This is a genomic window from Flavobacterium enshiense DK69 (assembly GCF_000498495.1).
Taxonomy (GTDB): domain Bacteria; phylum Bacteroidota; class Bacteroidia; order Flavobacteriales; family Flavobacteriaceae; genus Flavobacterium; species Flavobacterium enshiense.
Genome location: NZ_AVCS01000024.1, coordinates 31,667 through 56,784, shown reverse-complemented (window position 1 = coordinate 56,784; position 25,118 = coordinate 31,667). Strand labels below are relative to the sequence as shown.

At 38.4% G+C, this 25,118-nt stretch carries 23 protein-coding genes and 1 riboswitch; of the genes, 15 read left to right on the top strand and 8 right to left on the bottom strand.

The features are described from left to right. Nucleotide 1: 1 nt before the first annotated feature. The 6 genes from FEDK69T_RS12870 to FEDK69T_RS12845 form a co-directional block, all read right to left on the bottom strand. A complete protein-coding gene (locus tag FEDK69T_RS12870; RefSeq protein ID WP_023574614.1) occupies nt 2–400 on the bottom strand; it encodes a hypothetical protein in 399 nt (132 codons plus the stop codon). Nucleotides 401–492: 92 nt separating this feature from the next. Then, a complete protein-coding gene (locus tag FEDK69T_RS12865) occupies nt 493–891 on the bottom strand; it encodes a hypothetical protein (RefSeq protein ID WP_155959280.1) in 399 nt (132 codons plus the stop codon). Between the two features lie 138 nt (nt 892–1,029). Next, entirely contained in the window at nt 1,030–1,452 is a 423-nt protein-coding gene (locus FEDK69T_RS12860; RefSeq protein WP_023574612.1) for a hypothetical protein, read from the bottom strand. A gap of 150 nt (nt 1,453–1,602) precedes the next feature. Next, nucleotides 1,603–1,971: a hypothetical protein gene (locus FEDK69T_RS12855; RefSeq protein ID WP_023574611.1), complete on the bottom strand. Its 369-nt coding sequence runs from the start codon at nt 1,969–1,971 to the stop codon at nt 1,603–1,605. Between the two features lie 102 nt (nt 1,972–2,073). Next, nucleotides 2,074–2,688 (bottom strand): deoxynucleoside kinase, encoded by a 615-nt coding sequence (locus tag FEDK69T_RS12850; RefSeq protein ID WP_023574610.1) that lies wholly within the window; start codon nt 2,686–2,688, stop codon nt 2,074–2,076. Continuing rightward, entirely contained in the window at nt 2,688–3,458 is a 771-nt protein-coding gene (locus FEDK69T_RS12845; RefSeq protein WP_051385143.1) for a hypothetical protein, read from the bottom strand. Before FEDK69T_RS12845 ends, FEDK69T_RS12850 begins: the two co-directional genes overlap by 1 nt. A 186-nt stretch (nt 3,459–3,644) precedes the next feature. Between FEDK69T_RS12845 and FEDK69T_RS12840 the strand changes: the two genes are divergently transcribed. Together FEDK69T_RS12840 and FEDK69T_RS12835 are read left to right on the top strand one after the other, a co-directional pair. Continuing rightward, entirely contained in the window at nt 3,645–4,574 is a 930-nt protein-coding gene (locus FEDK69T_RS12840) for a GLPGLI family protein (protein ID WP_023574609.1), read from the top strand. A gap of 44 nt (nt 4,575–4,618) precedes the next feature. Beyond that, on the top strand, nt 4,619–7,393 hold the full coding sequence (locus FEDK69T_RS12835) for a TonB-dependent receptor (protein ID WP_023574608.1): 2,775 nt from the start codon (nt 4,619–4,621) through the stop codon (nt 7,391–7,393). A gap of 343 nt (nt 7,394–7,736) precedes the next feature. Here the strand turns inward: FEDK69T_RS12835 and metK are convergent, their stop codons facing one another. Then, nucleotides 7,737–8,987 carry a methionine adenosyltransferase gene (gene metK, locus FEDK69T_RS12830; protein WP_023574606.1) on the bottom strand — a complete coding sequence of 417 codons (1,251 nt, stop codon included), beginning with the start codon at nt 8,985–8,987 and terminating at the stop codon, nt 7,737–7,739. Nucleotides 8,988–9,297: 310 nt separating this feature from the next. Here metK and FEDK69T_RS12820 point away from each other — a divergent pair, with 310 nt between their 5' ends. The 13 genes from FEDK69T_RS12820 (at nt 9,298) to FEDK69T_RS12770 (ending at nt 23,996) form a co-directional block, all read left to right on the top strand. Continuing rightward, nucleotides 9,298–10,194: a T9SS-dependent choice-of-anchor J family protein gene (locus FEDK69T_RS12820; RefSeq protein ID WP_023574604.1), complete on the top strand. Its 897-nt coding sequence runs from the start codon at nt 9,298–9,300 to the stop codon at nt 10,192–10,194. A gap of 482 nt (nt 10,195–10,676) precedes the next feature. Continuing rightward, complete coding sequence (locus FEDK69T_RS15890; RefSeq protein WP_023574603.1) at nt 10,677–10,853, top strand: hypothetical protein; 177 nt, start codon at nt 10,677–10,679, stop codon at nt 10,851–10,853. Between the two features lie 29 nt (nt 10,854–10,882). After that, nucleotides 10,883–11,059 carry a hypothetical protein gene (locus tag FEDK69T_RS15885; RefSeq protein ID WP_023574602.1) on the top strand — a complete coding sequence of 59 codons (177 nt, stop codon included), beginning with the start codon at nt 10,883–10,885 and terminating at the stop codon, nt 11,057–11,059. A 29-nt stretch (nt 11,060–11,088) separates the two neighbouring features. Beyond that, a complete protein-coding gene (locus FEDK69T_RS12815; protein WP_023574601.1) occupies nt 11,089–11,274 on the top strand; it encodes a hypothetical protein in 186 nt (61 codons plus the stop codon). Between the two features lie 24 nt (nt 11,275–11,298). Beyond that, the gene (locus tag FEDK69T_RS12810; protein WP_023574600.1) at nt 11,299–11,757 is read left to right on the top strand and encodes an OsmC family protein; all 459 of its coding nucleotides are present in this window, start codon (nt 11,299–11,301) and stop codon (nt 11,755–11,757) included. Between the two features lie 449 nt (nt 11,758–12,206). Continuing rightward, nucleotides 12,207–13,208 (top strand): alpha/beta fold hydrolase, encoded by a 1,002-nt coding sequence (locus FEDK69T_RS12805; protein WP_023574599.1) that lies wholly within the window; start codon nt 12,207–12,209, stop codon nt 13,206–13,208. Then, nucleotides 13,205–15,622, top strand: a complete 2,418-nt coding sequence (thrA, locus tag FEDK69T_RS12800; protein WP_035630707.1) for a bifunctional aspartate kinase/homoserine dehydrogenase I — start codon at nt 13,205–13,207, stop codon at nt 15,620–15,622. Before FEDK69T_RS12805 ends, thrA begins: the two co-directional genes overlap by 4 nt. 23 nt (nt 15,623–15,645) lie before the next feature. After that, the gene (locus tag FEDK69T_RS12795) at nt 15,646–16,818 is read left to right on the top strand and encodes a trans-sulfuration enzyme family protein (protein WP_023574597.1); all 1,173 of its coding nucleotides are present in this window, start codon (nt 15,646–15,648) and stop codon (nt 16,816–16,818) included. Nucleotides 16,819–16,955: 137 nt separating this feature from the next. Then, nucleotides 16,956–17,057, top strand: a riboswitch (SAM riboswitch). A gap of 277 nt (nt 17,058–17,334) precedes the next feature. Then, complete coding sequence (locus FEDK69T_RS15880) at nt 17,335–18,321, top strand: homocysteine S-methyltransferase family protein (RefSeq protein WP_023574596.1); 987 nt, start codon at nt 17,335–17,337, stop codon at nt 18,319–18,321. Next, nucleotides 18,321–20,999 (top strand): methionine synthase, encoded by a 2,679-nt coding sequence (gene metH, locus FEDK69T_RS12785; RefSeq protein ID WP_035630706.1) that lies wholly within the window; start codon nt 18,321–18,323, stop codon nt 20,997–20,999. Before FEDK69T_RS15880 ends, metH begins: the two co-directional genes overlap by 1 nt. Before the next feature lie 48 nt (nt 21,000–21,047). Continuing rightward, nucleotides 21,048–22,004: a methylenetetrahydrofolate reductase [NAD(P)H] gene (gene metF / locus FEDK69T_RS12780; protein ID WP_023574594.1), complete on the top strand. Its 957-nt coding sequence runs from the start codon at nt 21,048–21,050 to the stop codon at nt 22,002–22,004. A gap of 226 nt (nt 22,005–22,230) precedes the next feature. Further along, nucleotides 22,231–23,259, top strand: coding sequence for an acyloxyacyl hydrolase (locus FEDK69T_RS12775; RefSeq protein ID WP_240473175.1), 1,029 nt, complete (start codon nt 22,231–22,233; stop codon nt 23,257–23,259). A gap of 2 nt (nt 23,260–23,261) precedes the next feature. Next, nucleotides 23,262–23,996 (top strand): head GIN domain-containing protein, encoded by a 735-nt coding sequence (locus tag FEDK69T_RS12770; RefSeq protein WP_023574592.1) that lies wholly within the window; start codon nt 23,262–23,264, stop codon nt 23,994–23,996. 90 nt (nt 23,997–24,086) lie between these two features. Here FEDK69T_RS12770 and gldA read toward each other — a convergent pair whose 3' ends face one another. Then, complete coding sequence (gene gldA / locus FEDK69T_RS12765; RefSeq protein WP_023574591.1) at nt 24,087–24,989, bottom strand: gliding motility-associated ABC transporter ATP-binding subunit GldA; 903 nt, start codon at nt 24,987–24,989, stop codon at nt 24,087–24,089. Between the last annotated feature and the right edge of the window lie 129 nt (nt 24,990–25,118).

Sequence of the window (25,118 nt, the reverse complement as noted above, 5' to 3'; positions counted from 1 at the left end):
CTTACAAGATTGGATCGTTGGAATCGGGGTTATAGTCAAATGTAATGATACCTATGACAATTACTATAGCGCCGGCCGAAACTAAAATAGTTCCAACTGTTAGAATTGTAGAAGTTGTTTTGTCGACTTGGCGAAGGCTTTTAATTTCGTTTTGCTGTAGAGGAATTTTTGTTATTTCACCGTTTATTTTAATGCTGCCATAATATACACTGCCTATTTTTTCTATTTTTCTGAATTTGTGTTTTTTGTCGTCTCTGGTAATGACTTTCATTCTTCTATTGGCAGCGACAGCTTCATCCAAACTTATCGGGGTCCTTTTATAAACATGACAACTTTGTAAAAGGAAAATGAAGGCTAATAGTATACTTAGCATTTGGGTCTTTTTGTAAAGTACTTTCATGATGCAACGATTTATAGTTAATAATCCGTGACCCTCAATAGGTTTTTGAGGATCAAATTTTTCTTTTCATAATTTCTGTTTGCTTTAGAAAATTAGTATTGATTAGTTTGGTATGGGTTAGATTGGACAGGGTTACGCGGAGATCCCCACTTATCGTCGCCGGTGGACCAAGCAAGGGCAAATAATCCGAATGTTGATAGCAGGGTAACTCCGATTGTTAAAAAGATAGAAGCTTCTTTATTAACGGGATGGATACTTTGAATTTTATCCGTGTGCAGCGGAACTTTTACCATTTGATTTCTTGTTAAGGTGAGCCCGTAGTATGTGCTGTCCGATTTCAGGATTCTTTTGAATTTGTATTTCTTGTTGTCGGTAGTAGTGACTTTCATTCTTTTATTAGCCGCAACAGCTTGGTCAAAACTCATTGCTGTTTTATGATAGACCACGCAGCTTTGCAAAAGAAATATGAAGGCTAATAGTATACTTAGCATTCGGGCCTTTTTGTAAAATATTTTCATGACTCAATGATATATGTTTAATAATCGGGTAGGACATCAGTAGTTTTTGTAGTGTTGATTGCACCTCTCAGAGTTTTTTTTTTTTTGATTTAAATAATGGTTTATGTTGGATTAAAAAGGTTCCATGTTTGGAAAAGGGACAGAGTTGGGGTAAATTATAGTATCATCAGCAACTGAAGTTGCTCCAATGAGGAGTATAACAAAACCGACTGGTATTATTACAGCTCCGACTGATAAAGCAGTAGAGGCTGCTTTATTGACTGGGTGAATACTCTGAATTTTAGCTGTCACCAAAGGGACTTTTACATCTTGGCCTCTGGTTTTAAGAAGGCCGTAATACGTGCTGTCCGATTTTTGAATTTTTTGGAATTTGTATTTTTTGCTGTCTATAGTAACTACTTTCATTATTTTATTAGCAGCGACAGCTTCATCCAAACTTATCGGAACTTTATGATAAACATGACAACTTTGAAATAGGAAAATGAAAGCTAATAGTAAACTTATAATTCGTGTCTTTTTGTTAAATACTTTCATGATGCAACGATTTATAATTAATAATCCGTTTGGGTATCAACAGTTTCGTAGTGAGGTATATAAAGTTACAAAAAAAAGCCTCATAATTCGAGAGGCTTTTCTGTTTAAAATGTGCGTTGTTATATAAAGACTGACCTTGTCTCGTCTGGTCTAATGCCCTGGTGTGGTTAACCCTATTACATATAGAACCATGATGGCAATATTGGCTGTCCCTGTGGATGTATTCGCTGAGGCCGGCACGCTGGCGGCACGAATGTTTTGAATTTCATCTTTCTCTATAGGAACTCTTACAATTTGATCCCTGACTTCAGCAAGGCCGTAATATACACCGTCAGTTCTCTGTATTTTTCGGAATTTGTATTTTTTGTTGCTGGCAGTAGTGACTTTCACTTTTGTGTTTGCCGCAACAGCATTATCCAAACTTATAGGAACTTTGTCGTATGTACTACAGCATTGTAAAAGTAAAGGCATGGAGAGAAAGATACTTACGATTGGGGCTTTTTTGTAAAGTACTTTCATAACCCAATGACTTTAAATTAACCTTCAATAAACTTTTGAATTCTTTGGTAGACAGGTACATAAAGGTACAAAAAAAAGCCTCAAAATCCGAGGCTTTCTGTTTTAAAATAATCCGTTTATTTCGGCATCAATTCGGTTAATTACGTTTCCTAAATGTTCCGGGTTATTGACAAAATCAGTAGTGTCTACATCAATGATCAATAATTTTCCTTTGTTGTAGGTTTGGGCCCATGCTTCGTATCGTTCGTTCAATCGGCTCAGGTAATCTATTGAAATAGTGTTTTCATATTCACGTCCTCTTTTGTGAATCTGTCCTACAAGATTTGGAATGGAGCTTCTTAGGTAAATTAATAAATCAGGGGCTCCTACGAGATTCTCCATCATTTCAAACAGGGTGGAATAATTTTCGAAATCGCGATTGCTCATCAGTCCCATAGTGTGCAGATTGGGAGCGAAAATGTGAGCATCCTCATAAATTGTTCTGTCCTGAATGAATTTTTTCCCGGTTTCACGGATTTGCAATACCTGGCGAAAACGGCTGTTCAGGAAGTAAATCTGTAAATTAAAAGACCAACGATCCATCGAATGATAAAAATCATCCAGATACGGATTGTCAACCACATCTTCATAATGCGGTTCCCATTTGTAATGTTTTGATAAAAGTCGGGTTAAAGTCGTTTTTCCGGCACCAATGTTTCCTGCTACAGCTATATGCATTATGGTAATATTAGTTTATAATTCCTGATTTCGTTGTCGGTAAAAATAGATAAAATTTGTTCTCTGTAATAGAAACTTTCAATGCTTTTTTCTTGTAGTGGAAGGATTTGTGAAGTTTCTTTTCCTAAGTCGTAAATACTTAAAACTGTGCCTTTTTTTAACAATAATTGTTTAGAAGATACAATCTGCATGCTTTCATATTCCGGAACATTGCCGAGGAAATTTATCTTGCCGAAAATGTTTGAGGCAAACAACTGATTCTCTTTGTTTATCCAGTAAAAATAATTGTAGTCGGATTGGGTTTTAACAATGGGTGATTCAAAAACTACGGTAATGGGGTTGAATGTTCTTTTGAGATAATTGTATAGCCCTAGTTTCTGTGTAGCGAAATCAAATAGCCAGAGTTGATTTTGAGAAGCCATGCATACCCACAGCGGCTGCAACTCGGGATTGGCTTCCGAAAAATTGATTTTTACCGTTTCATTCAGCTGGTTGTCCAATAAAACCACCGCATTCATTTCTTTGTAAAACAAAACCAGTTGCAGCGGATTTTGTAGGTCGACTTTTTCGATTTTTCCTAAAGCCAGGTTCTTGTATTCTTGTTTTTTCTGGCTGCTTTCTTTTTTTAAAACATTGTCTTTTACGTAGTAATTAAAACCAAAGGCATCCCGGCCGGCAAATGAATCGGCATCGGTTTTCTCCGAAGAGATAAATGCAAGGCTGATGTTTTTCTCCTGGCTGAAGCCGAAAGAGAAAAATAGGAGGAGCATTATTTTTAAAAGATTAAGCATAGCATGACAAATTACAAAAATAACGAGGAAAACTATAATTGTAGGAGCTTGTTTTTAGAATATTTTTTTGTTTTAAACCTTTTGCAATAATTGTAGTCTAATAGGGAGTTTTGTAACAAAACAGTGTTTCAAACGTCTTATAAGTCTTAATTAACTTTAGAAATTATGAAAAAATTTTCGTTGACATTAATTGCGATATTTTGCTCTTCTGTGGCTTCTTTTGCTCAGGAATTCCAAGGGATGGCCGTGTATGAATCCAAAACGAGCACAGCCGAATTTAAAGCCCGAATGGACGGAAACAAAGATATTACTCCGGAAATGAGAAAAATGATGGAAGAGCGTATGAAAAAAATGTTCGAAAAAACGTTCATTCTTAACTTTGATAAAACCAGTTCGATTTATAAAGAAGAAGAAAAATTAGAGGCTCCGGGTCAAAATGCGGGACGAATGAGAATGATGAGTTCCATGATGGGCGGCGGCGGGACGTACTATAAAAACGTAAAAGAGAAAACCTATACCGTTGATAAGGAATTCATGGGAAAAGAATTTTTGATCGTTGATTCCTTGCCTAAACTGAAATGGAAAATGACTGGCGAAACCAAAAAAATTGGTGATTATAATTGTTTTAAAGCTACGGCAATCAAATCGGTAGATGCTTCTGATTTTAGAAATGCCCGTCTTAAAAAAGAGGGAGAGGCTAAAAAAGAAGGAGAAGCTAAAAAAGGTGAGGAAGTCAAGAAAGAAGAGGCTTCCAAGGAAAAACGAGGAGGTTTCATGATGTCTGAATTTGATATGCCGAAGGAAATTGAAATTACGGCATGGTATACTCCTGAAATCCCAATCAATCAAGGACCTGAAGGGTACTGGGGATTACCGGGACTGATTTTGGAAGTCAACGATGGCAAAACCGTAATCATGTGTTCAAAACTGGTGATGAATTCTAAAGATAAGGTGGAAATCAAACCGTCTAAAAATGGAAAGGTTGTTAAGCAAAAAGAATACGATGAAATCGTAACTAAGAAAATGGAAGAAATGCGCGAGCAATGGCAAACACAAGGTGGAGGAAATAGAAATATGATTAGAATGGGGCATTAATTTGATAGTCTAAACCTTTTAATCTTTTATTTCTAATACAATTTATGAAAAACATATATTTTGTTGTTATGCTCCTTGTAACAACAATCACTTTCGCGCAGGATGTGAAATTTGAAGGAGTTATCAAAGATACGACCGGCGTAGCCTTGGAAATGGCCAATATTATGGCTGTGAATCAGGCTACAAAAGCTATGGACGGCTATTCCATTACCAATGAAAAAGGACGCTTTCAGATTTCATTGCATCCTAATGCTGTCTACGACATAAAAGTAAGTTATGTAGGGTTTCAACCTTATGAAACCACTATAAAAACCGGAACAGAAAACATCGTTAGAAACATTGTTCTGAAGGAAGGTACTATGCTTAAGGAGATTGAAATCGTTAAGGAAATGCCTGTTTCTATTAGCGGTGATACCATTATTTATAATTCAGATTCCTTCAGAAACGGTACGGAACGAAAACTGGAAGACGTTCTGAAGAAGCTGCCCGGTGTGGAAGTGAACAAGGACGGTGAAATCCAGGTGGAAGGAAAGAAAGTGCAGAAAATTATGGTTGAGGGCAAAGATTTCTTCGATGGCGATACCAAAATTGCAACTAAAAACATCCCGGCCGATGCCTTGGACAAAATTCAGGTACTGAGAAATTATAATGAGGTCAGCAATCTGAAAGGGCTCGAAAACAATGAGGAAAATGTGGCGCTTAACATCAAGCTGAAAGAAGGGAAAAAGAACTTCTGGTTTGGTGACATGACCGCGGGTATTGGTGTAGGTCATGAAGAAGACCGGCACATTATCAATCCGAAGCTGTTTTACTACAATCCGAAATACAGTGTGAATGTCATCGGGAACTTTAATAATATAGGTGAATTGCCGCTCACAATGCAGGATTATTTCAAGTTTACCGGCGGATTCAAAAACATGATGCGAAGAGGAGGAACAAGTTTTAATGTGGCTTCCAACGATTTGGGTATTATGGGTTTGCGAAACAATCAGGCAAAGGAAATCGATACCAAATTCGGAGCGGCCAATTTCAGTTATAATCCTTCGAAAGCATGGACAATAAGTGGTTTCGGTGTGTTGATGGGAAGTAAGACCGATTTGCTGACCAATGTAAAATCGACGCGTATCAACGAAAGTTTAAATACAACCACATTCAATGACGAAACTTCGTCTACCAAACAAGACAGTGAATTAGGCTTTTTAAAATTGAGTTCGAGTTATGTGCCTTCGGAAAAAGTGCATTTCGACTACGATGCTTTGGTTAAAAGTTCTAAACAGGATGAAAATACGTCGTTGATATCTAATTCGGTAACGACTCTTAACGGAATTTCGGTTCCGCAATACAATGACGTTTATTCGCAAAAGAAACAAAACCCATTCTCTTTCAATCAAAATCTGAACTACTATTATACACTAAACGATAAGCAGGTTTTTGCTTTCGAAATGCAGCATTTGTATCAGGACGAAGACCCGTTCTATAATGCAAATTTGGCTTTCTTGCCATTTGTAGATGTACCCGGCCAGCCTAGTTTACTGCCAGGTTATGATACGGATGAAAATCGAAATGACATCACCCAAAATCGTTTTGTGAAAACCAATAAGGTAGACGCTAAGCTGGACTATTATTACATGGTAACACCAAAGAGCAATATCAATTTTACTTTCGGGAATACCTACTCGTATCAGAACTTTAACTCCCATATTTTTCAGATTTTGGATAGTGGTTCGCAGAATGACCTGAATGATCAGACCAATAACAATGATGTGAATTATGCTTTTAATGATGTTTTTGCAGCGCTGCATTATAAGTTCATGACCGGAAAATTTACATTTAATCCGGGATTCAGCGTACATTATTATCAGACTAATGATGAGCAACTTGGGACATCAAACAAAAATTCTTTCGGCAGATTCCTGCCTGATTTCTATGCGCTATGGCAGTTGAAAAAATCGGAAACATTGACATATAATTACACCATGGCCAATAATTTTACAGATATTAATAAATTGGCCGAGGGTTACGTGTTTTCAAATTACAATAGCTTCTTTAAAGGGAATCGAATGTTAGAGAACTCATTGTCTCAGGTGCATTCCCTGCGTTATTTTAAATACAACATGTTTAATTTTGAAAATATTTTTGCGAATCTTACCTATACTAAACAAATCGATGCGATAAAGAGTAAAGTGTTGTTCGTGGGAAATAATCAGGTTTCGTCATCGGTTAACATGAATTCGAATTTTGCCGACGAGACTATTTCAGGTAGCGGTACCTATGGGCGTTCTTTCCTTCGTTATTACAAGGCTTCTTTTGGTGCCAGCCTGAATTGGAGTAAGTTTAATAACATTAGTGTTGGCGACGATTCAGATTTCGAGGATAATCTAAATGAAGTACAGACTACCGAATCCTTTACGCAAAATTATAACCTGAAATTCTCAACCAATTTTAAAAAGATTCCGAACATTGAGTTTGCATACAATTATACGGTTAACGATTTTTCCAACGATATATTTTATGTTGACAGCCCATCGGTAACATTAGAGTATTATTTCCTTGATGCATTTTCATTTACTTCGGAGTATTCCTTCTATCACAACCGAAATAAAAAAGGAACGTCGGATACCGAATACGATTTCTTATCGGCAGCGTTGATGTATCAAAAGAAGGGCAGCAAATGGGAATGGAAATTGTCAGGAACGAATTTATTGGATACTAAATCGATTAATGAGAGCAGTTTTAAGCAGTTGGGAGGAATAAGCAGTTTTTCAACCTATGTTGTTCAGCCGCGTTATTTGATCCTGAGCCTGAAATATGCTTTATAGATTATGGCTATGGAAAGCAAACACGAAAAAATGGTAAATGTCACGAAAAGAATAACCCTATTTAGTCTTGGGTTGATGTTGGCAGTAAGGTATTTTGATAAAGGAGAACTATTCGGATGAAAGTGCCATCGCTGTTATTGGCTTGGTAATAGTATCTGCTCTTTCTGTTTTGTATCGATGGAATTACGAGATAAAGAATGGGATATTTGACTTGAAAAAGTACCAGCCGATGATAGTATTTCTGATATTGTCAGTAGTGATTTTTATTCTTTTTGCCACCTTTGAATAAAACAAAAAACCATCTGCAACAACAGATGGTTTTTTTATGTTTAAACTTTTGGAATTACAATCCGAAAGCTGCTTTTACCTGATCAACATAATCCAGTTTTTCCCAAGTAAATAATTCTACGGTAACTTTTTTCTCTTCCCCGCCTGGTGATTTGAAAGTTTTCGTAACAGTTTCCGGTTTACGTCCCATGTGTCCGTAAGCGGCTGTTTCGCTGTAGATTGGGTTTCTTAATTTTAAACGCTGTTCGATGAAGTAAGGACGCATATCGAAAATAGCTTCTACTTTTTTAGCGATTTCCCCATCGGTTAAACTTACTTTAGAAGTTCCGTAAGTATTGATATAGATTCCCATTGGTTTTGCTACACCGATTGCATAAGAAACCTGAACTAAAATCTCATCAGCGATTCCAGCAGCTACAAGGTTTTTAGCGATGTGACGCGTAGCGTATGCTGCAGAACGGTCTACTTTAGAAGGGTCTTTTCCAGAGAAAGCGCCTCCTCCGTGAGCTCCTTTTCCACCGTAAGTGTCTACGATAATTTTTCTTCCTGTTAACCCTGTATCTCCGTGAGGTCCGCCAATAACGAATTTTCCGGTAGGGTTAATGTGGTACTGAATTTTATCGTTGAATAAATGTGCATATTGAGGATATTTTGCAATAATCCTCGGAATCAAAATTTCGATGATATCTTTCTTGATTTTAGCTAACATTTCAGCTTCTGCAGCGAAATCGTCGTGTTGTGTAGAGATTACGATAGCATCAATACGAACCGGTTTGTTATTGTTGTCGTATTCTAACGTTACCTGAGATTTTGCATCAGGGCGTAAATAAGTGATTGCTGAATTTTCTCTTCGTAAAGCCGCAAGCTCCTGTAATAACTTATGGGATAAATCCAGAGCCAATGGCATGTAATCAGAAGTTTCGTTGGTTGCATAACCAAACATCATTCCTTGGTCACCGGCGCCTTGCTCTTCTTTGCTGGCACGGTCAACTCCCTGGTTGATATCCTGCGATTGCTCATGAATGGCAGATAAAACACCACATGAATTGGCTTCAAACATGTATTCGCTTTTTGTATATCCGATTTTACGGATTACATCACGTGCAATTTGCTGAACATCCAAATAAGTTTTGGATTTTACTTCTCCTGCAAGAATAACCTGTCCTGTAGTAACTAGCGTTTCGCAAGCTACTTTAGAATCGGCGTCAAAGGCCAAGAAATTATCGATTAAAGCATCTGAAATCTGGTCCGCAACTTTGTCCGGATGTCCTTCGCTCACTGATTCTGACGTAAATAAATAAGCCATAATTTAATTATTTTTAAATTTTAGTGAGGAAAAATAATTGCAGGGATTGCCTAAAGGAGTAGTGGGTACTGCTTTAGCATTTTTTATTGAGGTTGCAATCAGTTCAAATTTTTCCTCTGGTTTCGGATGCAAATGTATGAAAGAAATTGAAACTGCAAACGAATTTTGTTTTTTTTCTTTTTCTATTAAAAATAAATTAAATGAGGATAAAATGTTAAAAAGATGGCTACTCTGCAACTAAATCACATTTTTAGTAAAATTGTTATGGATTATATAGCTATATTTGAGTGTAATTATAAAAACATAAGGTATGATAAAAAAAATACTATTCAGTGGCTTATTGATGACTGCTTTGTCAATTCATGGGCAAAATTTACTTGTGCAAAATTTCGATGATATGACTGCCCTTCCCGGTTTAGGTTGGTCTTCAATAAATCAAAGTTCAACTGTGGGGACGGTTCCAAATTGGTTTCAAGGTACTCCTTTGGCAGCTGCGGGTCCTTTTAATTCTTATGCAGGAAACGCAAACTCTTATGCGGCTTGTAATTTCAATAGTGTAACTGGTGCAGGGACTATTAGTAATTGGTTAATTACGCCTGTAATTAGTCTTGTTAATGGAGATGTTATAACTTTTTATACTAGAACGATTAGTCCTCAGGCTTATGCGGACAGATTGCAGTTGAGAATAAGTGCCAATGGGGCTTCTTCGGCAAATCCTTCTGGGCCAACCGGAGTGGGGGATTATACCACGTTAGCGTTGGATATTAATCCAACCCTGGTTGCCTCTAATTATCCTGGTGCTTGGACGCAGTATTCTTATACCGTAAGTGGTATGGCTTCGGCAACAAATTGTAAAATAGCATTTAGATATTTTGTTGAGAATGGAGGGCCAACCGGTGTTAATTCTGATTACATTGGAATCGATTCTTTTTCAGTGAGCAGGACGTTGGGTACCAGTGAGTTTTTTGCTGAGAACTTCTCTGTTTATCCTAATCCAGCTTCGAATGTTTTGAATTTTTCTGTTAAAAACAGTGCCCAAATAAATAATATTCAGATTTTGGATTTGAACGGACGCATTGTGAAAAGCAATAACTTTAGTGCTGTTTCAGAAGCTCAGATTAATGTGTCTGACTTGAATGCGGGGGTGTATTTTGTTGATATTGCCTCAGATCAAGGTAAGGCTACGTCTAAATTTGTTAAAAAATAAATACTTGTATTAAGATGTGTAATCAACAAGGGTAAATGTTAAAATTTATTTTTTTGTTTGGTTAATTCAAAATTAGTTTCCAATTTTGCCCCATCAAATACGAAGAAAAGATGAACTCAATTAAACGTTATATGCATACTTGCAAGTGGAATATTTCCGCAGAGGACGCTATTGTTTAAATTGAAAGTAAAATTTAAATATAGAATTAAGCCTCTGCTAAACTGCAGAGGCTTTTTTTTTGAAATGATTACAGCATAAATAATACAGCAAAAATTAAAAAAATGAAAACGACAATCATTAATAATAAATTTATTAAACGCATGAAGTGGGCTTGTAAGCACTACTGCTTGTATTATTGTTGTTGCCAATATCGGATGAGTTAATCTCAAGTTATAGTTCAAACTGTAAAAGTCCTTTTGGTAACAAATCCGAAAGGACTTTTTTATTTCAAATTAAATTCAATCGATAAAAAAATATAAATCATGACAGCTTTAAAAAATAAAATAAGAAGAATTAAATCTATAGTATCGTCAATAGAAAATGCACAAAATACTTTGTTAGGAAGTCAATTCACTGAAGAGATTGAAGAGTTGGTGGCTGATTCGGAATCGTTGATAATTCAAATCAATGCGGAGGATAACGAAATCCTATTCATCTAATTAAGTTCAATCAATAAAAAAATAATATCATGACAGCTTTAAAAAATAAAATAAAAAGAATTAAATCGATAGTGTCATCAATAGAAAATGCGCAAAACGATTTATTAGTAAATCAATTACCGGCAATAAGTGAAGAATTGGTCGCTGATTCGGAATTGTTAATCGTTCAAATCAACGGTGAGGAAAATGAATTCCTGTTCATCTAATTAAGTTCAATCAATAAAAAAATAATATCATGACAGTTTTAGAAAATAAAATAAAAAGAATTAAATCGATAGTATCGTCAATAGAAAACGCACAAAGTTATTTGTTAGGAAGCCTATTTACTACAGTTGCTGCAGTAAGTGAAGGATTAATTGCTGATTCAGAATTGTTAATTCTGCAAATCAACGCCGAGGATATCGAATTCTTGTTCGTCTAATGTTTAAAATAATATCCAGAAGGTATGAGTAATAGAATAGTAACGGTAAACGGTGTTTCAGGGGCCGATAACCAGTTCTTGGTAAAAACCAACGATTTCAATGTGGTGATCAGTAATTCGGTATCCGGGGAGTTCAGTGAAGGGCCAAGTCCAACCGATTATCTGCTTGCGGGTTTTGCCGGAAGTATCAATGCGGTAGGTTTGATTGTGGCGAAAGAATTGGGTATTGAATTGCAATCGCTGGAAGTGGAAATTGTAGGTGAACTTGAAACTAAAAAAATAAAAGGGATGCAAACCCGTTCCAGGGCCGGTTTCAGAAAAATAGAGGTTGTTGTGAAGCCTGTTTCCGAAGCGCCGCTGACACTATTGAAGGAATGGATAGATACCGTAAAAGAAAGATGCCCGCTGCGTGATAATCTAATGAATTCCACACCGGTCATGCTGACTTTATTAAAAGAATACAATCAGCACAATGCTGCTTAGTTAAAGATTGTTTGTTTGTTTTTAAACTGCCTCCCGATATGTTTTTGAGGGAGGCAGTTTTGTTTTTTACTCATAAATATTGATTTTCAGCTAACAGAAAAAACATCTACAAAAACACTTCTAAAGGAAATTTTTTAGAAAAAATAACTGTTTTATTTTTTTAATTAGAAAAAACGTCTAAATTTGCACCGTAATAAAAAATAGAAATGAAAAGAATTGAGCGAATGATGATGCATATGATGTTGGGGAACTATCCGCAGAGGATGCTGTATGCTTAATTTAATCAGTATAAAATTCACAGCTAAAACCTCTGCACTCCGCAGGGGTTTTTTTGTTGAATACGAAAAACAGATTTTTTTAAATCAAAAGGAGAAAAGGTAAATAATAACTGGCTGAAAAAAGATATTTCTGTGTTGCAAAAGCTGGTTGTCTTAAAAAGTGGATAAAAAATGAACGGACTACAAAGAACAGATGTTTTCGATTTCACTCTTGAAAATGGAGTAAATAAAAGATGGGTACCATTGTACTTTCAGGTATTTGGACAGGCAATCGGAACCGCACCCGTGGTTTTAGTGAATCATGCGTTGACCGGAAATTCACAGGTAATAGGGGAAAAAGGCTGGTGGAATGAGTTAATCGGTGAAAATAAAACTATCGACACGAATGTTTATACCGTAATCTCTTTTAATATTCCGGGAAATGGTTTTGACGGGAACCCGGAAAATCTAATCGGAAATTATAAAGATTTTGGAACGAGATACATTGCTAAACTTTTCTGGAAAGGACTTCATTCGTTAAATATTAGAAACCTTTTTGCAGTGATTGGCGGAAGTATTGGCGGTGGTATTGCCTGGGAAATGGCTTTTCTGAGACCCAACAGTATTAAGCATCTCATTCCGATAGCTTCCGACTGGAAATCTTCGGATTGGTTGATTGCGAATGTCTTGGTGCAGGATCAGATTCTCAACAACTCCAAAAATCCAATCCACGATGCCCGAATGCACGCTATGTTATTGTACCGAACACCGGAATCACTGAAAGCGAAATTCAACCGTGCTAAAAACGATGGGCAGGAATTGTATCAGATCGAGAGTTGGCTTCAGCATCACGGAAAAAAACTGGAAAGCCGTTTTGAATTGGCGGCCTACAAATTGATGAATCATCTGTTGAAAACCATTGGGGAAGACATGGATAGTGAACAACTACTGGCTTTCGCAGAAGAAACTTCAGCTAAGATTCATTTGGTGGGAGTGAATTCCGATTATTTCTTTACTGCTGAAGAAAATAGGGAAACCTACAAAATGCTTAGGAAAGTAACAAGTCAGGTATCTTATCAGGAAATACAATCCATTCACGGACACGACGCTTTTTTAATTGAATTTGAGCAGTTAGGAAACATTTTGAAAAACATTTTTACAACAACTAAACTAAAAGCAACAGTACTGGCATGAAAATATTAAAATTCGGAGGAAAGTCTTTAGCCTATGGCGAAGGTTTCGATAAAGCAATAAGCATCATTTTAGATAAAGTCAACAAGCAGGAGAAAATCGCAGTGGTTGTTTCCGCTATCGGTAATGCTACGGATGAATTGGAAGAAATTCTTGAAAAAGCCAAGAAGAATGAAGTCTACCGCGAGCAATTGGAGAATTTCAAGAACTACCAGAAAAGCAATTCTTCGGTTGATTTGACGCCAGAATTCACACTATTGGAAAAATTGTTCGAAGGTGTGGCACTTTTGGGGGATTACAGCAAAAAGATAAAAGACAATGTGTTGGCCCAAGGCGAAGTGATTTCCGGTAAAGTGATAACTCAAGCTTTGAAGGAAAAAGGAGTGAACGCTAATTTAGCAGATACACGCCAGTTAATTAAAACCGATGCCAAATTTGGAGACGCCCAGCCGGTAGACACTATTTCCCGTAAAAATGTGCAGGCGCATTTCAAAAATAACAGCGGTACTACAGTAAACATTGTGACTGGTTTTATCGCTTCAAGTACGGATGACGAAACCACTACTTTAGGAAGAAACGGAAGTAATTTTACTGCTTCGTTATTGGCTAATTATCTTGAAGCCGAAGAATTGCAAAGCTTCACTCACGTAGACGGAATTTTTACTGCCAATCCGGATTTAGTGCCGGACGCCAAAAAAATTGATCAGCTTTCTTTTGAGGAAGCCAATGAGATTGCTACTTTCGGAGCTACGATCCTGCATGCAAAAACTATAATTCCGTTGATAGAAAAGAAAATTCCGTTACGAATTTTAAACACATTCAACCATACGCATAACGGAACATTGATCAATGCCGAAAATTCAAGAAAGGGAATCAAATCGCTTTCGGTTTTGGAGAATGTTGTGTTGGTAAATCTGGAAGGACGCGGTTTGCTGGGGAAACCGGGAATTGATGCCAGAATCTTCAGGGCTTTGGCTCAAAATAACATCAGTGTGAGCATTATTTCACAAGGTTCATCCGAGCGTGGTATTGGTTTGGTGGTGGATGCGAAAGACGCACAAAAAGCCAAAGATGCAATCGAGGCAGAATTTGAATTGGATTTCTATACACAAGATGTGAGCTGCGTTTACCTAACTGAAAATGTTTCGGTTATTTCCATCATCGGACAGGAGTTGGCCACTTTCAACAAACCTTACGACGCTTTAATCCGCAACCAGATAGTTCCGATTTTGTTCAACAATACTGTTACCGGAAAAAATGTGAGTTTGGTGGTAGAGCGAAAACAACTTAAAAAAGCGTTGAATGTCATCCACAGTGAGATTTTTGGTATTACTAAAAAAGTAAATCTGGTGATTTTCGGACACGGAACAGTTGGGAAAACATTGATCAATCAATTGTTAGAAAGCCGTGAAAACATTATTCAGCGCAAGGGACTTGAATTGAATATCGTCGCAATCGCAAATTCCCGTCAGTTCATTTTTGATTCGAAAGGTATTTCTAATGATTGGGAGTCGGAATTGCAAAATACTACTCAAAAATCATCTGTAGAAGCCATTCTAAATGCAGTGAAAGAACAGCATTTAGGAAATTTAATCGCGATTGACACAACTGCAAGCAAAGATTTTGTTTCCAATTATGTGGAACTGATCAAAAACGGTTTCGATTTGGTTTCAGCCAATAAAATTGCCAATACGAAAGAATACAGTTTTTATAAAAACCTGCGTGAAAATCTTCATTTCTATCAGAAGAATTATTTATACGAAACCAATGTGGGCGCCGGATTGCCGTTAATCGATACAATTCGCCTGCTACACCATTCCGGTGAAAATATTACCCGAATCAGAGGTGTTTTCTCAGGAACACTGAGCTACCTGTTCAATACGTTTTCTGCTTCGGATAAAAAATTCAGCGATGTGTTGAAGGAAGCTATTGAAAAAGGATTCACCGAACCGGATCCGCGCGAAGATCTGAACGGAAATGACGTTGGTCGAAAATTATTAATCCTTGCCAGAGAACTGGATCTAATCAATGAATTCTCCGAAGTGAAAATCCAAAACCTTATCCCGGAAAGCCTCCGCGAAGGCAGTGTGGATAGTTTCCTTTCGCAATTGGAAGAGTTGAATCCGATTTATCAAAACAAGAAATCAAACCAAACCGAAAATCACGTGTTGCGCTATGTAGGTGATTTGTCAGGTGATTTGTCGGTGGAAAACGGGGCCAATCTGGAAGTAAGTTTGGTGTCCGTTCCGCAGGAAAGTTCATTAGGACAACTCAAAGGTTCGGATTCCATTTTTGAAATCTACACCGAATCCTATGGCGAGCATCCAATCGTAATCCAAGGTGCCGGAGCCGGAGCAGCCGTAACCGCTAGAGGTGTTTTTGGTGATATTTTACGATTAGCCGAAAAAATTAAATAATTAAAATAAACAGCAACAATATAATGAGTAATTCAGAATTCGGTTTCGAAACCCAAGCCATACGTACCCAATTAGAACGTTCGCAATATTTGGAACATTCCGTTCCGTTATACTTAACCTCAAGTTTCGTCTTTGAAGATGCCGAAGACATGCGTGCTTCCTTCACGGAGGAAAAAGAACGAAATATTTACAGCCGATTCACAAACCCGAATACAAGCGAGTTTGTAGAAAAAATCTGCCAGATGGAAGGAGCCGAAGCGGGTTATGCTTTTGCAACCGGGATGGCGGCTGTTTATTCCACTTTCGCAGCGCTGTTGGAATCAGGTGATCACATCGTTTCGGTGGGCAGTGTTTTTGGTTCAACGCACACGTTGTTTACAAAGTATTTCCCGAAATGGAACATCACTACCAGTTATTTTGATATCAACAAGCCGGAAACTATTGAGGATTTTATACAACCCAATACTAAAATCCTTTTTGCAGAATCGCCTACTAATCCGGCTGTTGATATTATCGATCTGGAATTATTAGGCCAAATTGCAAAAAAACACAACCTGATTCTGATTATTGATAACTGTTTCGCCACGCCGTACATCCAGAACCCAATTCAATTCGGAGCTGATTTGGTGGTGCATTCCGCAACCAAGTTAATCGATGGTCAAGGGCGTGTTCTGGGTGGAATAACCGTTGGCCGTGCTGATTTGATTCGTGAAATTTACTTATTTTCAAGAAATACGGGGCCGGCTTTGTCGCCATTTAATGCTTGGGTGTTGTCAAAAAGTTTGGAAACGTTGCCAATCCGTGTGGAAAAACATTGTGAAAATGCATTAAAAGTTGCTGAATTTTTGGAAAACCATCCGAATGTAAAACAGGTGAAATACCCGTTCCTGAAATCGCATCCGCAGTATGAAATTGCTAAAAAACAAATGCGTTTGGGCGGAAACATTGTTGCTTTTGAAATTAAGGGCGGAATCGAAGCGGGCCGTAAGTTTTTAGACAGAATTCAACTGTGCTCGCTTTCAGCCAATTTAGGCGATACGCGAACAATTGTAACGCATCCTGCTTCCACCACACACAGCAAATTAACCGAAGATGAACGTTTGGCGGTAAGCATCACCGATGGTCTGGTTCGTGTTTCAGTTGGATTGGAAACGGTTCAGGATGTTATCAATGATTTACAACAGGCTTTGAGCTAGCTGGCTGTTTAAAAAATTATTTTCGTAGATTTTTGAAGAAAAAAAATCTGTTTAATTGTGAAAATTAAGCTAAAAGCAGAAAAAATTTCCGAATTCAATTTTTTGTTGTTAGCTTTGCAGCGTTCTTATACAGACTGACGTTATCACGAAAGGCAGAGGGACTAGACCCAATGAAGCCTTGGCAACCCTACTCTCGTAGAAGGTGCTACATTCTACCACTGATTGTGGACAGATAACAAGATACTTTTTCGGTATCTCTCTGATTTCACGATAACAAAATAGTTTAGAATTGGAAGCAACCCGAGCGATAGCGAATTGGCGAAGCAAAGGCTTGGGCTTTTTTGCTGTCCCTGTTCCCGCTATACTCACTACAAGGTAGTTGCTGCAAACACGAAGTGTTCACATAACACCTCTGTAAATATTAAATCAGTGAAGTAATCGGGGCTAAATAAGAAACAAATTGATTTTTTGGAATCGCTATTGGCTAAAAGCTAGTGGCTAAAAGCTTAAAAAAATATGTCAAAAATACAGGAAGCCATACAAAACCGAATCCTCATCCTCGACGGAGCGATGGGTACAATGCTGCAACGCTATAAATTCGAAGAAGAAGATTTTCGAGGTGAGCGTTTCAAGGATTTTCCGCATCCGCTAAAAGGGAATAACGACTTACTGTCGCTTACACAGCCCGAAGCGGTTAAAGAAGTACACCGCGCTTATTTTGTTGCCGGAGCCGACATCGTGGAAACCAATACTTTTTCCGGAACCACGATTGGAATGGCGGATTATCACATGGAAGATTTGGTGTATGAGTTAAACTACCAATCGGCAAAAATCGCAAGAGAAGTAGCAGACGAATTTACCGACCGACCTCGTTTTGTAGCGGGTTCCATCGGACCAACCAACCGAACGGCTAGCATGAGCCCGGATGTAAACGATCCGGGGTTCCGCGCCGTGACTTTCGACGAATTGCGCATTGCCTACAAAGAACAGGTAGAAGCCTTGATTGACGGTGGTTGCGACGTGTTGTTGGTGGAAACTATCTTTGACACATTAAACGCCAAAGCGGCACTTTTCGCTATCGAAGAAGTAAAAGAAGAACGCAACATCGATATTCCAATCATGGTTTCGGGAACGATTACGGATGCTTCGGGCAGGACGTTATCGGGGCAGACGGTGGAAGCGTTTCTGATTTCCATTTCGCATATACCGTTGTTGAGCGTTGGTTTTAACTGCGCTTTAGGAGCGGATCAGTTAAAGCCGTATTTAAAACGTTTGGCACACAATACTTCGTTTAATGTTTCTGCACATCCCAATGCCGGATTGCCAAATGCTTTCGGTCAGTACGATCAAACTCCGGAAGAAATGCAGGCGTTAATCAGGGAGTATTTAGAAGATAATCTGATCAATATTATAGGCGGATGCTGCGGTACAACGCCGGAACATATAAATTTAATTGCCGAAGTAGCAAAAGAGTACAAACCAAGAATACTGGAGGAAGCATAATGAGCGAAAGAGCAAGCCATAAATATTTAAAACTATCGGGATTAGAACCTTTAATCGTTACTCCCGAAACTAATTTCGTGAACGTAGGGGAACGTACTAACGTAACCGGTTCGCGAAAATTCCTGCGTTTAATCAAAGAAGAAAAATACGAAGAAGCACTTGATATTGCCCGTGCGCAAGTGGAAGGTGGTGCGCAGATTATCGATATCAACATGGACGAAGGGATGCTGGACGGCGTCTATGCGATGACAAAATTCCTGAATCTGATAGCTTCCGAACCTGATATTTCAAGAGTTCCCGTGATGGTTGACAGTTCCAAATGGGAAATTATCGAGGCCGGACTGAAAGTAGCACAAGGAAAATGTGTGGTGAATTCCATCAGTTTGAAAGAAGGAAAAGAAGCGTTTCTTCATCATGCGAAACTGGTAAAACGATATGGGGCTGCAGTAATTGTAATGGCGTTTGATGAGGTTGGTCAGGCCGATACTTATGAACGTCGTATCGAAATCTGTAAACGTTCCTACGATATATTGGTCAACGAAATCAACTTCCCTGCCGAAGACATTATTTTCGACCCGAATATTTTCCCGGTAGCAACCGGAATGGAAGAACACCGTCGCAATGCATTGGATTTCTTTCTTGCTACCAAATGGATACGCGAAAACCTTCCATACGCCAATATTAGCGGAGGAGTGAGTAACGTGTCATTCTCCTTCCGTGGGAATGATAAAGTACGTGAAGCAATGCATTCTGCGTTTTTGTATCATGCCATCAAACACGGAATGACGATGGGGATTGTGAATCCTGAAATGTTGGAGGTGTATGATGAAATCGACCCAATTTTATTGGAATATGTTGAGGATGTACTCTTAGACCGTCGCGATGATGCTACCGAAAGGCTTTTGGAATTAGCCGAAAGTTACAAAGGTGATGTGAAATCTCATGAAAAAGCAGTGCAGGAATGGCGCAACGGTTCCTTGCAGGATCGAATCACACACGCATTGGTAAAAGGAATCGATGAATTTATCGAAATCGATGTGGAAGAAGCCCGACAATCGGTTACAAGGCCTATCGAAGTTATCGAAATCAATCTGATGGCTGGTATGAACGTCGTGGGGGATTTGTTCGGAAGCGGAAAAATGTTTTTGCCTCAGGTGGTAAAATCGGCCCGTGTGATGAAAAAAGCAGTAGCTTATCTTCTTCCTTATATAGAAGCTGAAAAAGACGGAGCTACATCATCAGCCGGAAAAGTATTGATGGCAACCGTAAAAGGCGATGTTCACGATATCGGTAAAAATATCGTTTCGGTGGTTTTAGCCTGTAACAATTTCGAAATTATCGATTTGGGAGTGATGGTACCGCCGGAAAAAATTATTGAAACTGCGATTAACGAGAATGTGGATATCATCGGTTTGAGCGGATTGATTACGCCTTCGCTGGATGAAATGGTGTATTTGGCCAAAGAGATGGATAAGCGAAATATCAAAATTCCGATTATGATTGGTGGGGCAACCACTTCACGTGCACACACAGCCGTTAAGATTGCTCCCGAATACAGGGAAACCGTGGTTCACGTAAACGACGCATCCCGTGCGGTAACCGTAGCAGGAAATTTGCTGAATAAGGATAAAAAAATATACGCGAGTACGATCCGGGCGGAATACGAAGCGTTTCGTGAAACATTTTTAAACCGCCAGCGTGATAAAAGCTATCTGAAAATAGAGCAGGCAAGAGCCAATAAATTACAGTTGGATTGGGAAAACTACCAACCTGTGAAACCTAATTTCATTGGAACAAAAACCATCGAAGTGAAATTGGAAGAATTGGTTCCGTACATCGATTGGACGCCGTTTTTCGGTTCGTGGCAATTATTCGGAAAATACCCGGCGATATTGACGGATAATGTTGTGGGCGAACAGGCAACGATACTGTTCAATGACGCGCAAAAAATGTTAAATCAATTATTGGAGGAAAACTGGTTAACGGCAAAAGGAATCTACGGAATCTTCCCTGCGAATCAGGTGAATGATGACGATATAGAATTATATGACAAAAGCGGGAAGCATTTGGAGACTTTCCTAACCTTACGTCAACAATCTCAAAAGACCAAAGGCGCGCCCAACATCGCTTTGTCTGATTTCATTTCCCCAAAAGAACTTGGAAAAGAAGATTACATGGGCGCCTTTTGTGTCACAACAGGATTTGGTGTGGATGAAAAAGCAAAAGCATTCGAAGAAAACAACGACGATTACAGTTCCATTATGGTAAAGGCTTTGGGCGATCGTTTTGCAGAAGCTTTTGCAGAATTCCTACACGAGAAAATACGTAAGGAAATCTGGGGGTATGCTTCGGAAGAGAAACTTACCAACGAAGATTTGATTAAAGAAGAATATAAAGGAATACGTCCGGCTCCCGGATATCCAGCCTGTCCTGATCATTTGGAAAAGCCGACAATCTGGAAACTCTTAAATGTGGAAGAAAACATCGGGGTAACATTAACGGAGAGTATGGCCATGTGGCCAGCGTCTTCCGTTTCGGGATATTATTTTGCACATCCGGAAAGTAAGTATTTCGGGCTCGGAAAGATAAAAGAAGATCAGGTTCGCGATTACGCCAAACGAAGAAATTGTACATACGAATATGCAGAGAAATGGCTGAATCCGAACATCGCCGATTAGGGATTTCGGAAACAATCATAACTCATAATTTATAACTCATAACCAGAAATGAAAGTAACACAACATATAGAGAAAGCTAACGGAAAGCCTTTGTTTTCTTTCGAAATCCTTCCTCCGTTGAAAGGACAGAACATTCAATGCATTTTTGATAATATTGAACCTTTGATGGAGTTTAAGCCGCCTTTTATTGACGTAACTTATCATCGTGAGGAATACGAATACAAGGAACTTCCGAATGGTTTACTGGAAAAGAAAGTTGTGAAGAAACGTCCGGGAACGGTGGGAATCTGTTCAGCAATTCAGAACAAGTATCAGGTCGATGCCATCCCGCATATTTTGTGCGGTGGTTTTACCAAGGAAGATACCGAAAACTTCCTGATTGATATGGATTTCCTTGGTATTGACAATGTTGTTGCTTTGCGTGGTGATGCCGTAAAAAGCGAAATTTATTTCAAACCGGAAAAAGAGGGGAATACTTATGCTTCGGAATTGGTGACCCAAATCAGCAACCTGAACAACGGAATTTATTTGGATTCGGATTTACAGAATACCAACAAAACGGATTTCTGTATTGGTGTGGCCGGTTATCCGGAAAAACACATGGAAGCCCCAAGTCTGGACAGCGACATTTATTTCCTGAAACAGAAAATCAAAAACGGAGCAGATTACATCATTACACAGATGTTCTTCGATAATCAAAAGTTTTTTGATTTTGTGGATAAATGCCGTGCTGCAGGAATTACGGTTCCAATTATTCCGGGACTGAAGCCGATTTCGACCAAAAAACAGCTGAATCTGATTCCGCATCGCTTTAAAGTGGATTTACCTGATGATTTGATTATGGAGGTGGTGAAAGCAAAAGATAATGAGGCTGTTTCCCAAATCGGGATTGAGTGGTGTACAGCACAGAGTAAGGAGTTGGCAAAAGCCGGGATTCCGGTGCTGCATTACTATTCGATGGGTAAATCGGACAATATCCGACAGATTGCCAGCGAAGTTTTTTAAAATAAGCATACCTAAATACAACACAAAAACAGGTACGGCCTGCAGGATTTATTAAATCTTGCAGGTTTTTTTATTCAAAGAAAACAAAAAGGCTTCCAAAAAAAACTCCTTATTCTCTTCAATTAAATATTCTGCTATATTTGTCTGATTTTCAAAATCCGAAATGCGATTACTAACCTATATTTTATTTTTTCTTTCGATTCCCCTTTTTGCACAGGAAAAAGAAATGAAACAATATACTGTTGAGGCGAATTACTTTTACGGAAGTATTTTGCCGCATGACACCAATATCCTTCATTTGATAAAAGGGCATCCGGATGGAACCGTTATCAGTTTTAACCGAAAAACCTTCGGGTCGCAAAAATGGGAAGCCTGGTACAATTATCCGGATTATGGACTTTCATTTCAGTATCAGGATAATAAAAATTCCGAATTGGGTGATTTATACGGTTTGTATGCTCATTTCAATTTTTACTTTTTCAAGAGGAACCTGCAATTTAGGGTCGGTCAGGGGGTAGCGTATTGCACCAATCCGTATGACCGGGAAACCAATTATCGAAATCTCGCGTATGGTGCCAGGTATATGCCTTCAACTTACTTTATGTTGAATTATCACAAGCCTGATATTTGGAGAGGTTTGGGTTTTCAAACGGGCGTAAATTTTGTGCATCATTCCAATGCAAATATTGAAGCGCCTAACACGAGTACAAATACAATAGCTTTCAATGTTGGATTGAACTACACCATTCCTACAAAAGATTCAATCGCTTATATAAAGCATCCGAAAGAGAAATTTACGGAACCGATTCGCTATAACGCTGTTTTCAGGAGTGGCGTTAACGAAAGTGATGTTGTAGACAGTGGCCAATATCCTTTTTATGTGGCTTCTTTATATGCAGATAAACGAATCAATCATAAAAGTGCCATTCAGGCGGGAGCTGATTTTTTCTGGATGCTGTATTTAGAAGAATTTATCCGTTATCAATCGATCGCTTATTTTGAAAGCAATTATAACGGGGATGCTGATTACCGAAGAATAGGTGTTTTTGTTGGTCATGAACTATTTATTAATAAATTAGCAATTGATACCCAATTCGGATACTATATATATGATCCTTCTGATAAATTCGGACCGTTGTATCAACGCTTAGGGATGAAATATTATATTACCAAAAATGTTTCGGCAGGGGTGAGTTTGAAAACTCATATTTCAAGAGCGGAAGCAATGGAGTTTAATTTAGGAATCAGATTATGAGGATGAAAATAGTATCATTTCTAGCGGTTGTTTTTCTGCTGATTTCTTGTAGTTCCGAGGTTGTTCCAGGATGTTACAGGGAGCCGGGCAAGACCATTTCGCGTTTTGATGACGTTGAAGCGTTCCATGAGATTAATATTGCGGGAGGAATCAATCTGGTGGTAAAGCAAGGAGATGTTGCTGAGGTGAAAATTGAAACCGGAGAAAATATAATTGCAGAAGTTACCACCAAAGTAACAAACGGAATTTTATATGTGAAAAACAAACTGGAATGCGATTTAGGAACAACGATTCCTGCACGAGTTACCGTGACCGCACCTGATATTACCAAAATTTACTCATCGTCGCAATATAGTGTGGAGTCGGAAGGCGTTTTGAATTTTCCGTATCTCAACCTGCAACAGGGTTTGTTCGGGGAAACCGCTTCCAATATTTTTGATCTGAATGTGAATTGCCAGAATCTGGTTGTTGAAAATAACAATACGACGATTTTCAGGATCAAAGGCACAACGAATTCACTTAATGTGGTATTTTATTCCGGCGTTTCCCGTTTTGAAGGAGCTGATTTAGCGGTTCAGGACGTGTATGTTTTCCAGCGCAGTTCGAATGACATGATTTTAAAACCCGCCAATAAAATTGAGGGAGACATCTATAGTAACGGAAATATTATCTTGTTGAGCAGGCCTTCGGTGGTAAATGTTGTTCAGCATTATACCGGGCATATTGTCTACCAATAAAATAAAATTGACGCAATTAAGTTGATTTTTTAGCAGATTGTTTTCAAAATTAAAATCCAAAATGCGTACACCAATTTTCCGTTTAATAAATTATTTTTTCTTTGTTTTTTCGCGGAATATCTGCTCCAGGTTTTTGCTTTTTAATGTAAGCTGTAATGTACGGTAACCATTGTTGTGTGCAAAATCGAAGACTTTAGGGCGCATATCATCATTGGTTTCAAAAGTAAGCTCCCACGTTGTGCCCTGAATGTTCTTGGAAGATTTTAGATTCGGAATCGTAGCCAGTAACTCAGATGAGATTTCTTTGTCGAATTCCACTTCAATAATCTGTTCAGTAACATCCGAAACTAAGTTGTCCAACTTTTTGTCGGTAACAATTTTTCCGTTATTGATAATGATCACGCGGTCACAGATGGCTTCCACTTCCTGCATGATGTGCGTTGAAAGAAAAACGGTTTTGTCTTTTCCGATGTTGCGGATCAAATCACGGATTTCTACTAATTGGTTCGGATCTAATCCTGTTGTTGGCTCATCCAAAATCAAAACATCAGGATTATGAAGTAAGGCAGTAGCCAATCCCACACGCTGACGGTATCCTTTGGACAGTTCACCAATTTTCTTGTGACTTTCCGGTGTAAGTCCGGTTAAAGCAATCACATCATCAATGCGTGATTTGGCAACTTTATAGACATCGGCATTAAAAGCAAGGTATTCGCGAACATACAAATCCAGGTACAGCGGATTGTGTTCCGGTAAGTAACCAACGGATTTTTGGACTTCTTTGGGAGCAACAGCTACGTTATGTCCGTTAACAGCAGCATTGCCTCCATCTGAAGTAAGATAGGTAGTCAGAATTTTCATTAATGTCGATTTTCCGGCACCATTCGGACCTAAAAAACCAACGATTTCACCTTTTTTTACCGAAAATGAAACGTTATCCAGCGCTTTTTGTTCGCCGTAATTCTTGGAAATATTCTGAACTTCAATAGACATAACTCGTGATTTGGAGCAAAAATAAGAAGAAAAGCAGGTATACGATTTGCAAAAAACTTAAAATTTTCAAAAAATATAGATTCAAAACAAATTTTTACTAAGTTTGTAATTCAAAATCGCTCAAAAAAA